Source organism: Ornatilinea apprima, assembly GCF_001306115.1.
In the GTDB taxonomy this organism is placed as follows: Bacteria; Chloroflexota; Anaerolineae; order Anaerolineales; family Anaerolineaceae; genus Ornatilinea; species Ornatilinea apprima.
Map to the genome: position 1 here is coordinate 1 of NZ_LGCL01000029.1, position 12610 is coordinate 12610.

The window sequence follows — 12610 nt, forward strand, 5'->3', positions numbered from 1 at the left end:
AAGTGGCGTAGTGTTGCTGAAGATCTCTGGTACATCGTTGCTGAATATCTGTGGCGTAGTGTTGGTGAATATCGCTGGTACATCTTTGCTGAATGTCACTGGTACATTATAGGGCGTTCAATGACACCGTTTCCTGGCTTTCAGAGCCAACCGACCACGCTCAACCCTTATGCGTATGTGGCCAACAACCCGGTGTTGATGAGCGATCCGAGCGGTATGATTATGCCAATTGTGGTGGTCGCTGGCGCCGGGTTTGCAGTGGGGGCAATTTTCAATGCCTATCAACAAACAAACGGTTTCACTAACTTTTGCCATTACAATATTATAGAGACATTGGCCTGGGGCATCGGTGGGGCGGCAGCCGCGACCAGCGCCGCAATCATGCTCGTGAGCGGTGTTGGCATGGTCGGGATGGGATTGCAAGGTTTTGCGCTGGGTCTTTCGGGTTTGGGCGTCTCCACTTCCCTGACAACCTCTCTCTTCATCGCCGGGACGACCACTGCTGCTTGGTCTACTATTTTGCTCTTAGATAGGGCGACAGTACATTCTCGATTTATTATAGTGCGTGCTATAATAGTTAAGACTATAATTTTCGGAGGTGGGTATGTTCGTCGACCGGCGGCAAGAAATGGATTTTCTCAACAGTTTACTCACCCGCAAGCGCCCTGGTCCGGCTCAACTGGCCTTGATGTTCGGTCGCCGGCGAGTGGGGAAATCGGAACTTCTCTTGCAGTGGGCAGCCCAAAGCGGTATACCCTTTACCTATTGGGAAGCCGTAAAAGAGACGGCCACCCAGCAGCGTACCCGTTTTTTTGGCAAGCTGCTGAATGTTCCAGCCTCCTCTGCGCCAGTCTACCGCTCCTGGCCTGAACTGTGGGATGCGGCGGCTCCCTTGCTGATTGGAAAACGTCAAATCCTCATTCTGGATGAAGTTCCCTACGCTGCTGAAGCCGATCCGGCGATGCTGTCGGCGCTGCAGTACGCCTGGGATCAGCATTTCCAAAAATCGGAAGTTGTGCTGGTGCTCTGCGGGTCGCAAGTGCGCGTGATGGAGAAGTTATTCTCGGAGCAATCCCCACTTTTTGGCCGGCTGACTGGTCAGTGGCACCTGGAGCCGCTGCCTTTTTCTGCCCTGGCCGAATTCTTTCCAAAGTGGGACGCAGACGCCCGCGTTGCAACCTATGCTATGGTAGGGGGCATTCCGGCCTATCTCAACTGGTTCGATCCGGATCTGGATCTGATCAGCAACATCCGGCAGACCATTCTCAGCCCAGGCAGCATGTTCCTTGCCGAACCAGCGTTCCTTCTGTACGATGAGGTGCGCGAGCCGAACAGTTACCTGTCTATCTTGAAGGCAATCGGCAGCGGCGCACACACCCTGACGGAGATTGGCGAAAGGGCGTACATTCCCAGCACCAGCGTGACCTTCTACTTGAATACACTCCAGGAACTGCGCCTGGTTGAACGCCGGTTGCCAGTGACCCAGCCCAAGGCCGAAAGGGGACGTTCTCGCAGTGGCCGCTACCGTTTGAGTGATCCATACTTCCGCTTTTATTTCCAGTTCCTGGAGCCTTTTCTTTCGTCCTCTCCCCATAATACAGAGCAGATCATTGAAGCGGTCCGGCGAAACTTGCGTGCATTTGTGGGGGTGAGTGCCTTCGAGGAACTTGCCCGTGAGTGGACGCAGATGCAGGGCAAGGCAGGCAAACTGCCTTTTGTACCGGATGCGGTCGGGAGTCACTGGAGCAGCCGGGTTCAGGTGGATGTTGTGGCAATCAATTGGAAGACTCATGGAATATTGTTAGGCGAGTGCAAGTGGGGAACTGATCGGGTGGACCGGCAGGTTGTTCGAGAGCTAATCGAAACCAAAACACCCCTGGTTATAAAGGACTTGCCTTCCGAGGGTGCGGGGTGGCAGGTGTACTATGCGTTTTTTGCCCGAAGTGGATTCACTCCCGCGGCGATAGAAATGCTTCAAAAGGTTGGCGGATTTGCGGTTGACTTAAACGATTTGGATGCCGTATTGGGGCATGGAGACTCTCATCCATAGTAGCCGGGTATCTGATAAACAACCAATACTCTTTACTCGGATCCCCATGTTCTGCTGGACAAGCAGGTTTTTTGTTTTCTACAGGCCAACAACACCCATTGTGCTGATTCTGTTGGGTATATAATCCCATATAGCGGATTATTCTGTGGGGGAATCAGAGAAGATTTTCCCAAATGCGCATACGATCATTGAATCCACCACGCGGGCAACCTGGCTAAATTTTCTTAACCTGGAACGCTATTTAGATCTGGAGATAATGATAGGAGGGATTGAATGGCGATACTTCTAAATTCAATACCATTTCTAGATCTATTTAGTGGCACAATAATATTGCTGGCCTTAATTACAATTTCGATCCTTGTATATTTATGTGGTAAAAACTATCTGAGTAAGCGTAATGCGTATTACGATGATCTATACAAGAAAGTTGTTAAAAAACCGGTAGAAAAGAACAGAAAAAAAGAAGATTAATTTTTTCCCAGGTAATTGATTTTCATTAACCGAAGGGATACGCGATGAATCGTCGTGATTTTGAAAATTCCACTGCGGGCAAAATCATACAGGTAGGGCAAGGGAACGTTGCTTATTGGGCCTTTGTTCCGAACCCGCTGCCCCCAGATCTCGCTCCCGAATGGGAATTAGCCAGTCTGCTCTCCGTGGCCGACCGGGCGGTAAGCGAGCTGGCGGGTTTGGGCCGTAACCTACCCAACCCTGATTTGTTTGTGTCCCCCTTTCTGCGTCGTGAAGCTGTTTTATCCTCGCGCATTGAAGGAACTCAGTCCGATTTAACCGATCTCTATCTTTATGAAGCTGGTCAGGTTCCCCTGCCCGGCTTTGAATCGATGATATCTACTGAAGCGGATGTGAACGAAGTAAGAAATTATGTGCTGGCGCTGGAGTATGGCTTGGAGCGTTTGAGAACACTACCGGTCAGCCTGCGACTGCTGTGCGAGATTCATGAGCGACTGCTGGCAGGCGTGCGTGGTGAATATGCCACCCCAGGTTGTTTCCGCACGCGTCAAAATTGGATCGGGGGGCGGACAATTAATGAGGCCGTTTATGTTCCTCCGCCTGTAGACGAAATGCGTGCTGGCCTTGATGCATTTGAGAAGTATTTGTATGTAGATCATCCGCATCCTCCGCTGGTCCGGCTGGCTTTTCTGCACTATCAGTTTGAAGCGCTGCACACATTCGTGGACGGAAATGGCAGAATCGGTCGCCTTTTGTTGGCGTTGTTATTGGTCAATTGGAAACTGCTTCCTCAACCCCTGCTGTATTTGAGCGCGTACTTTGAGCGAAACCGGCCGGACTATTATGCACATTTGCTCGCAATCAGTCGTCGCGGCGCCTGGCGTGAATGGGTGTTCTTCTTCCTCCAAGGAGTGAAGGAGCAGGCACACGACACCATCTGGCGCATCAAACAGTTGCAGGATTTGCAAACCCTTTGGCGAGGAAAGCTGGATAACGTGCGCGCCAATGCGACAACGCTGCGCCTGCTGGAATGGCTGTTTGTCGCGCCGGTCATTTCGATCCCACAAGCGCAGAAACTTTTGGACGTTACCTACCATACGGCCAGAAGGAGTGTGGAAAAACTGATTGAAATGGATATTCTTCACCAATTTGGCGAAAGCGATTATGACCGCCGGTTTATTGCAAAAGAGATCCTGAAAACGCTGAATGCCGAGGATGGCTCACTGGGTCGCGATAACCAAAATTAAGACAAACTGTAGCAAATGGCAACTCACATCAAGCAAATTGTAATTTAGATTCAGAAATTACAATTTGCTGAATTTGAATTGCATATTTAAGCAAATTGCAGAACCTGCCCGAAGGATTGAGGGTTTTCTCGTTCCCTTCTGCACATTGTCATCTGATCCGCACCACCAACGGCGTGGAACGGCTGAACCGAGAAATCAAACGGCGCTCTCGGGTGGGTGGTATCTTCCCCAACGAAGCGGCCTGTCTGCGTCTGGTCAGCCCTCTTCCAACTTGAACCTTAAGAAACCAACGGGATAATTTGAAGGAATTTACAGAAAAAAACTTGCGCTATCAAAACGAGATTGACAATTGGCGAAAACAGATTGATGATTTACGAAAACAATTGCCTGAATAGGAGGTTGAACATGGAGATAAAAATTTCAGAACTCTCGCAAGTATGTACGAAATTATTCCTCCACTTACAGGAGTTAGGAATTGAGACGATAGAAATATCAGAAGATTTTTATTGGAATATTCCAAAAGGTGAAGTATATAATCCTTATCAACGCCCCACTCAATTAGACCTTGGACAATTATCAGGCGATTGGAATGATCTTATAAAAGTATTAATCAACGAAAAAGAACCATATGCAAATGGCCTGGTTGATTTGGCACCAATATTAAGGGCTATTGGCGAGAAGGTCATCGTGTAAAATTGAAAACGAACAAGCGTGGAACCACAAACGCTTTTCTTCTCTTGGGGGTAACCGAATTGTAGCATGCGCAAGGCGGGAAACAAAACCCGTTTTCCAGTATTTATGGTGTATTGCTGCACCTTTACAATTGAAAGATCCTTTTCTACTAGCAGGATCAGCCCCTAGCGGAGAGTACGGACTACATCGTTCTACGTTTTATTGTGCGTCCCGCGAAGGAGCGTGTCGAGAAGAGTGACCAACTCGGCTAGGTTGGTCGGCTGGGCTAGACAATCCTTGGGCAGGCCCAGCCCCACCCCGGAGACCGTACAGGCAAATTACCTCTACGACGGCGACGGCAACCTGGCGCGCGGCATCATCAACGGGGTGGTGACCTTCTACCCCGGGCGGCAAACCAACCGTGAAGTGGACGGCGCTGCACCGGGAGTTGTCCTTTCCAATCAAAAGAGCAGGCCGCGCGCGGCCTGCTCTTGCTGGTGTTGTATCGGAAGGCTCAGAACTGGTAACGCGCGGCCAGGGCGCGCAGGGTTTGGGCCATGTTGTGCAGCAGGCTGGTGGCGCCTGAGACTTCTTCGGCCTGGGCGGTCATCTCTTCGGTGGCGGCGCTCATTTCTTCGGCGGCGGCCGAGTTTTGCTCGTTGACCGATACCACCTGGTCCAGCGCGTCGCGGAACCGGCCAACGGTGCTCAGCATGGTTTGCAGCGCGGTTTCGTTGGCCTGCGCGGCCTGGCTCACGTCGTCCATGGCCCGGTTCATCTGCTGGGTGCTGCTGGCTACGCCCTGCACCGCCGAGACGATGCTCTCGCCGGTTTCTTTTTCCACTTTCAGGTTGTCCAGCAGGTGATTAAGGCTCTCGCGCGTGTCGCCGGCCAGCCCGGTTTCGGATTGGGCTTCGTCGCGGTTGGCCTGCATGTCGCGCACCATGCTTTCGATCAGCGCTTGAATCTCGTGAATGATCTGGGCAATTTCCTTGGTCGCCTGGGTCGATTTTTCGGCCAGTTTGCGCACTTCATCGGCCACCACGGCAAAGCCCTTGCCGTGCTCACCGGCGCGCGCGGCTTCGATGGCGGCGTTCAGCGAGAGCAGGTTGGTTTGCGAGGCGATTTCGTCAATGGTTTCCACAATCGCGCCAATCTGCCCGGAGCGCTCTCCGAGCTGTTGGGCGGTCTGGGTCGATTCGCTCACCTGGGCCTGCATCTTCTGCATGCCTTCGATCATCTTGCGCATGGTTTCGGCCGTCTGGCGGCCAATCTCCAGCGAGTTGTTGACGGCCTGGCGCTGGCGCTGGCTGCTGTCTTGCACCGCTTGCACGCTGCTGCCAATCTGCCCGGTAGCCTGGGCGGCGCTGCTCACCGCCCCTATTTGCCGCTGCACGCCCTGCTCGATGAGATGAATGGCCTGCTCGGCTTGCTGCAGGGCCTGGCTGGTTTGCGCCAGCGTGTCTACTTGCGAAGAGGCGGCGCGCGCCACTTGCTGCGTGGTTTGCGCGATTTGCGAGGCGGCCGCGCCGGTTTGGCTGGCCGAGGCGGCCAGCGCGCCCGAAGCCGATTCAAGCTCCCGCGTCTGGTTGGAGAGGGTGGTAAAGGCCTGCTGGAGCTGGCCGGTCATGCCGCTGAAGGCGTCGCGCAGGCGGGTCATTTGTTCAAGCATTTCGTTAAAGCCGGTGATCAGTTCGCCAAATTCATCGCGCGAGGTGGTGTTCAGCGGCCGGGCGGATAATTCCACCCGCGCGCGCAGGTCTCCGGCAGCCAGGGCCTGGCTGGCTTGCGCCAGGGCGGGCAAATCTTTTTGCGAGATTTCAAGCATCTGCTTCACCAAGAGCGGGATGGGTCGGGTGATCTGGTGCGACATGAAGTTGCTGATCAGCAGGGTGAGCAGGAAGGTAACGAAAAAGATGCCCAGCGAAACCAGCAGCAACTGGCGCTCGTTCCGGGCGATGCTTTCGGCAGAAATATCCAGGCCAACTACCCCATCCACGCTGCCGTCGGAGCGCAGAATGGGGGCGTAGGCCGAGAGAAACGTGCCGTACTCGTCGGTGTACAGGTCTTCTTCCACGACGGTCTTGTTCAACCCGGCGAACTCGGCCAGCAGCAGGTCAGAGGGGTTCTCGTACACCTCGCCGATTTGAAACTCGTTGATATCCACCGCCATCGAAGGGTCCACAATGAAAATCACCTCGCCCTGGGCGTTCTGGCGCATGGTATAGATGTAGACCAGGTCGGGGTCGGCCTGCATCACCTGATTGGCGGTGTCCCATAACTGCTGGTAGACGGGCAGGTTGATGTCTTCCGGCTGCGTGAGCTGCTTGTGCAGGTCGCCGTCCATGCGCTGGGCGGCCAGGGTGACCACGGCGGCCAGGCGAGATTTCAACTCTCGCATGACAAAGGCGCGCGAGACATTAAAGAAAACAGCGCTGAACAAAATGCCGCTCAGCGCTGCCAGAATCAAATAACTCAATAAGAGTTTGCGTCGAATGGTGAGGCGCGGAAGGTTGTGCATGTCCCCTCTGAATAGGTCATTGGATTTTGTGAACATTTTTTGAGTGTATTGTTTATACTATAACCGGTATTGGAATTACCATAAAATACCCGTGAAATAATTCAGCTAATGTCCTAAAAAACAGCTAAATTACTTGCCCTTTCCGCTTCAAAACGGCTCCGGCGGCTGGGGGTGGGCCGGCGCTCACACCCGTTTTCCAATCCGAATGCTCAAAAAAAGTCAGTGCATCTGGGGGTTTAACACTATAATAAACAAGTTCTGCTGGCGCACGCGCCGTGAGAGCAGCACATCATTTTCATCTCAAATACATATGCAGGAAGGGAATCATTGAAACCAATCGGCAGATGAACCATGATTGGCGGCGCGCTGTCGCTGGTGGTATTGATCGTGATCGGCTTGATGCTGGTGCGCTATCAGAAGGATATGCGCGCCTACCGCGCCCGGCTGGAGGGCTTGAACCTGGAAACAGCCTCCACCGCTTGCGGGAAAATTGAGTATGCCCGGCAGGGCAGCGGCTACCCGGTGCTGGTGGTGCACGGCAACGGCGGCGGGGTTGACCAGGGGCTGGGTATGGCCAGCGGTTACATACCCGCAGGTCTGAAGGTGATTGCGCCTTCACGCTTCGGCTACCTGGGCACGCCCATGCCGGCCAACGCCACCGTCGAAATGCAGGCCGACGCTTACGCCTGCCTGCTGGACGCGCTGGGCATTGAAAAGGCAGCCATTTTCACCTCTTCGGCGTGGGTTACCTCGGTCACGCAGTTTGCCCTGCGCCACCCCGAGCGCGTTTCGGCCATCATATTGCACTCGCCCAACTCTCCCGGCGAGGTGGGTCTGGTGGCGCCGCCCAAGCCGGTGTTTAGCGCCATGCTGCACAGCGATTTTATCTATTGGATCATGATTACTTATTTTGGCGACGGCATGCAGTCTCTGGTGGGGGTGCCCAAGGGCTTCGCACTGACCCCCGAGCTGCAAGAAGTGGTGACGCACACCCTGGGCAGTGTGATGCCAGTCAGCAGCCGGGCAGACGGCATGGTATTCGACACTTACGTCTCCAACCCGGCGATCAACGACTGTCCGCTGGAGCAGATCAGCACGCCCACGCTGGTGATCAGCGCGGCAGATGATCCGATGACCCTGCACAGCAGCGCGCGCAACCTGGCGGCTCTCATTCCCGGCGCGCAGTTCAAAGCCATTGCCGACGGCGGCCACATGATGCTGGGTCACGCCGAAGAAGTCAACCAGGCCATTCAGGTCTTTCTGAGCAGCGCGGTGCCCGAACTGGCGCAGTAACTGCTCACTCTATTTTCCATCTGCAGCCCCTGGCCTTACCCGCTGGGGGTTTTTTCTTGGGCGCAATTTGTGCTTGATTTCACAATCAAAACGCGCTATGCTGATAGAAAGATCCATGAAGCGCACACCCCACGGGAGGATGCAATGGATTTTCCAGTTAGACGCACAAGCATACCTGTCAGCCGCCCGCTGCGCGCCGTTATTCACGGCATGGCGCTGGCCATCGTTGATCTGCTGGCGGGCATGGGCGCCTTGAGCCTGCAGAGGCTGGCCGCCGGTGAGCTTTCCCCGCTCGCGATTCAGATTCCCGCCGCGCTCGTGCTGACGGTGCTGGGCTTTGAAGCCTGGTGCCAGCTTTGCCAGCGCAGCCAGGGGTTCAAGCGACTGACTCCGCGCGGGCGGTGGGACGCGGCAAGCATTTTTGCGGGCGGCCTGGTGTTTGGGCCGCTCTTTTTTGTATCCCTGGTGCCCAGCGGGTTGGGCGGACTGGCGGAGATGTGGGGGATTCAGTTGGGCGCCAATCTGCTGGCGGTGCTGTGGGCTTGCCGCCGAAGAGTCTGAAGCCTGCTTTTATCCAACCCGGCTTGGTGCCGTCCCGTCCACTTGGGTGGGCGCGGGCGGTTTTGTGCCGGGATTGTCTCAATGTTTATCACCTTGAAATCCAGTCAGGCGCGGCCGCTTTGACGATTGATTGGAGCACCGTTGGAGCTTTGTCCCAACTTTTGCCACCTTGAAATCTGGTCAGGCGCGACCTATAATCTCTGAATGGGGGGACAGAACGGCTCTCCCCGGAATTATTCATTCCATTCAGGATCGACGCCTCTATGACCAAACGACATCTGAAACGCCAGCTCAACCTGCTGCAGGTGATCATGTTGGGAACGGCTGGCACCATCGCGGCTGAGATCTTTGTGCTCACCGGGCACGCGGCGGGGATCGCCGGGCCGGCTGCCGTGCTGGCGCTGCTGGTGGGCGGGCTGCTGACATTGAGCGTGGCGCTCAACTACTGCGAGCTGGCCACCACCTACCCGGTGACCGGCGGGGCGATGACCTATGTGCGTGAGGCTTTCGGCAATAACCTGCTGATGTTCCTGGTGGGGTCGCTGGACTGCCTTTCCAGCACGTTTTACGCCGCGCTGTCTTCGATTGGTTTTGCCTATTCCCTGAAAGTATTCATTCCCGGCCTGCCGGTGGTGCCGGTAGCCATGCTGGTGATTTTGCTCTTTACCGTGCTGCACATTCGCGGGGTGTATGAGGCCGGCAATATCCAGATTTTTTTGGGTGGTTTTTTGCTGCTGGTCTTCACGGCTTTCATTGTGCTGGGGCTGACGCGCTCCACCGGTTTTCACATGGATATCTTCACCTCGGGGCAAGCGGTGTTTGAACACCACACCCTGTGGGCCAATATCGCGCGTATGATGGCGACCATCGCCCTGGTGTATAACGCTTATGTGGGCTTCGAGGTGATTGCCGATGACGCCGAAGAAGTTACCAATCCCTCGCGCAATATTCCGATGGGCATTCTGGTTAGCCTGGGGATCTCGACCCTGGTGTATTCATTGGTGGCGCTGGTTACGATTGGCACAGTGCCCTACTCTGAACTGGCCGGATCAGAAACCGCGCTGACCGACGCGGCGATGCGCTTCTGGCCGCGGCTGGGCGTGCCGCTGATGGCCGTGGCCGGAATTGTGGCCACGCTCACCTCGGTCAACTCGGCCATGCTCAGCGCCACACGCGAGGCCTTCAGCCTGAGCCGTTTTGGGGTGTGGCCGCGGCCGTTCTCGCGGCTGGGGCGCTACCGCACACCCTATGTGTCCATCATCATCATTGGCGCGATCAGCGCGCTGGTGGCGGCCATTGGCCTGGTCGATTTTCTGAGCTTTATTTCCAGCGCGGGCTACCTGTTTGTGCTCTTTTGGGCCAGCCTGGCGATGGTCAACCTGCGCAAGGCACACCCCACCATTGAGCGCCCGTTTAAGGCACCCTTCTTCCCCCTCACCGCTTACGCGGCGGCCGGGGCGGGGTTCTTTATTGTGGCGTTTACGCGGGTGGAGGCGCTGCTGTTTTTAGGCGGCGTGCTGGCTGTGTGCAGTGTTTTCTATTACGGCGGGCGGGTGTTCGCGAATCGCAGAAAAGCGCGCCAGGAGCTGGCCGAGGCCAACGGCGCTAACCGCATCCTTATTCCGGTGTCCAACCCCGATACTGCCGAAAGCCTGGCGCGCCTGGCTGCGGTGATGGGGCAAATGCAGGAAGATACCAGCATCTGTTTGTTTACCGTTGTGCAGACCTCTGGCGTGCTGTCGCCAGAAGCGGCTGAACGCGCGTTGAACCGCATCAACAACAAACACGTTCTGCTGGAGCGGGTGGCGCACTTCGCTCAAGAGCGCAACGTAGCCCTCTACACCAAACGGCGTGCTGCCACCAACCTGGCGGAGAGTATTTTGAAGGAGCTGAACGGGCATGGCGACGTGCGCATGGTGTTGATGGGCTGGCCGGGAGCCATTACCGGGCAAGACCTGGCGCACAATGTAGTCAAAGAGGTGTTGATCACCGCCCGCGCGCATGTGGCCGTACTGCGCGACCGCGGCCTGCAGCGCGTGCAGCGCATTCTGGTGCCGGTGGGTGGGGGGCCGCACGCGCGGTTGTGCCTGCGTTGGGCCAGTCAGATCGCGGAAATTGAAAAGGGCAGTGTAACCGCTTTCCGCGTCTTGCCCAAAACGATGGAATTGGAAGAATCGGAAGACCAGATGCTGCTACTGCAAGAAATTGTGGAAGAAGAATTGGGCGGCGCGGTTCCCAAGGCGATGAAATTCCGCGTTACCTACGCAGACAACATCGTAGATGGCATTCTGGCCGAGACGCAGCGCCAGCCTTACGACCTGCTGATGATCGGTTCTTCAGAGCAGTGGTTCTCTCGCAATTACCTGTTCGGTTACATCAACGACCAGATTGTGGAAAACGCGCCCTGCTCCACGCTGATTGTGCGCCGATACCAGAGCGAAACCATGGCCTGGCTGCGCCGACAGGTGAAGAAGATTGAAGAATAACCAGGGCGGTTGAAGAAACCAGCAGGGCTGCCAGATTGACCGGCAGCCCTGTTTTTCTTAATCGGCGTTTTTCGCCAGGTAGCGTTCCAGTTCAAACATAAGCTCTTTGCGGCGCGCTTCGCTTACAAACGAGGCCTCAAAGGCGTTACGGCTGATCTGCCCCAGTTGGTCTTTGTTCAATCCCAGGGCCTGCTGGGCGGCGGTGAAGTTTTCATCCATGTAACCGCCAAAGTACGCCGGGTCATCCGAATTGATGGTCACGCGCACGCCCTGTTCCAGCATGGTTTTCAGGTTGTGATGCTCCATGCGGTCAAAGACGCGCAGCTTGATGTTGGAGAGCGGGCAAACCGTGAGCGCCACGCCTTCGCGCACCAGCCGGTCAATGAGGCGCGGATCGTCTGTAGAGCGCACCCCGTGATCGATGCGCTGCACACCCAGCAGGTCCAGGGCTTCCCACACATATTGCGCGGGGCCTTCTTCACCGGCGTGCGCCACAATGCGCCAGCCCTCCTGGCGGGCGCGCTGGAACACATCCACAAATTTGGAAGGTGGGTGCCCCTTTTCCGATGAATCCAGTCCTACCCCGGCGATCCACGCATTGTAGGGCAGGGCTTCTTCCAGGGTGCGCATGGCTTCTTCGGCGCTCAGGTGGCGCAAGAAGCACAAAATGAGCTGAGAGGTGATGCCCATCTGCTGGTGCGCGTCTTGCAGGGCGCGATGAATGCCATTGATAACGGTGCTGAAGGGAATGCCGCGCGCGGTGTGGGTTTGCGGGTCGAAGAAGATTTCGGTGTGGCGCACGGTCTGGCTGTGCGCCTTTTGCAGGTAGGCCCAGGTGAGGTCGTAAAAATCCTGTTCGGTTTGCAGCACGGCCGCGCCCGCGTAGTAAATATCCAGAAAATCTTGCAAATTGGAAAACTGGTAAGCTTGCCGCACCGCCTCCACGGAGGGGTAGGCCAGCTTGATGCCGTTGCGTTTGGCCAGGTCAAACATCAGCTCCGGCTCCAGCGTGCCTTCGATGTGCAGGTGCAGTTCGGCCTTGGGCAGGCCGTGAATAAATGCTTCCACTGTCTACCTCCTTTGCGTCCAACCTCGATCCACTCTGTTTTCTATCATTATAGCCAGATCGGCAGGCAGAAGGAAAGCGGGTGTCTAAAGAGGCTGGCCAGGGGCAGCAAAAAAGGGGCTGTCCAAAAAGTAGAGGACAGCCCCTTTACATTTTTAAAAAGCAATGATTCAATAAAGGAATGAGAAGAAAACAAGCCCACCCCGTGTTTAAGCCCTATGTAATGAACCAGGTAGCGCTGCT

9 protein-coding genes and 1 pseudogene are annotated in these 12610 nt (G+C 55.6%); 7 read left to right on the forward strand and 3 right to left on the reverse strand.

The genetic code is table 11. The annotated features are described in order from the left end of the window. The first annotated feature begins 604 nt into the window (after positions 1-604). The 4 genes and pseudogenes from ADN00_RS13210 (at position 605) to ADN00_RS13230 (ending at position 4461) form a co-directional block, all read left to right on the forward strand. Positions 605-2050 carry an ATP-binding protein gene (locus ADN00_RS13210; protein ID WP_075063469.1) on the forward strand — a complete coding sequence of 482 codons (1446 nt, stop codon included), beginning with the start codon at positions 605-607 and terminating at the stop codon, positions 2048-2050. Positions 2051-2565: 515 nt separating this feature from the next. Further along, a complete protein-coding gene (locus tag ADN00_RS13220) occupies positions 2566-3768 on the forward strand; it encodes a Fic family protein (RefSeq protein WP_075063471.1) in 1203 nt (400 codons plus the stop codon). 104 nt (positions 3769-3872) lie between these two features. Further along, a pseudogene (locus ADN00_RS13225) lies at positions 3873-4043 on the forward strand (transposase); the annotation flags it as partial. 130 nt (positions 4044-4173) lie between these two features. Continuing rightward, positions 4174-4461, forward strand: a complete 288-nt coding sequence (locus ADN00_RS13230; RefSeq protein WP_075063473.1) for a hypothetical protein — start codon at positions 4174-4176, stop codon at positions 4459-4461. Between the two features lie 493 nt (positions 4462-4954). Here ADN00_RS13230 and ADN00_RS13235 read toward each other — a convergent pair whose 3' ends face one another. Beyond that, the gene (locus tag ADN00_RS13235) at positions 4955-6961 is read right to left on the reverse strand and encodes a methyl-accepting chemotaxis protein (protein WP_075063474.1); all 2007 of its coding nucleotides are present in this window, start codon (positions 6959-6961) and stop codon (positions 4955-4957) included. Between the two features lie 351 nt (positions 6962-7312). Here ADN00_RS13235 and ADN00_RS13240 point away from each other — a divergent pair, with 351 nt between their 5' ends. The 3 genes from ADN00_RS13240 (at position 7313) to ADN00_RS13250 (ending at position 11301) form a co-directional block, all read left to right on the forward strand. Further along, positions 7313-8254, forward strand: a complete 942-nt coding sequence (locus ADN00_RS13240; RefSeq protein ID WP_075063475.1) for an alpha/beta fold hydrolase — start codon at positions 7313-7315, stop codon at positions 8252-8254. Between the two features lie 144 nt (positions 8255-8398). After that, positions 8399-8815, forward strand: a complete 417-nt coding sequence (locus tag ADN00_RS13245) for a hypothetical protein (protein WP_075063476.1) — start codon at positions 8399-8401, stop codon at positions 8813-8815. Positions 8816-9078: 263 nt separating this feature from the next. Further along, positions 9079-11301: an amino acid permease gene (locus ADN00_RS13250; RefSeq protein ID WP_075063477.1), complete on the forward strand. Its 2223-nt coding sequence runs from the start codon at positions 9079-9081 to the stop codon at positions 11299-11301. A 57-nt stretch (positions 11302-11358) separates the two neighbouring features. Here ADN00_RS13250 and ADN00_RS13255 read toward each other — a convergent pair whose 3' ends face one another. Next, positions 11359-12369, reverse strand: a complete 1011-nt coding sequence (locus tag ADN00_RS13255; RefSeq protein WP_075063478.1) for an adenosine deaminase — start codon at positions 12367-12369, stop codon at positions 11359-11361. 47 nt (positions 12370-12416) lie between these two features. Further along, positions 12417-12610 (reverse strand): hypothetical protein (locus tag ADN00_RS20320; protein WP_236691515.1); only part of this gene is annotated, 194 nt, incomplete at its 5' end.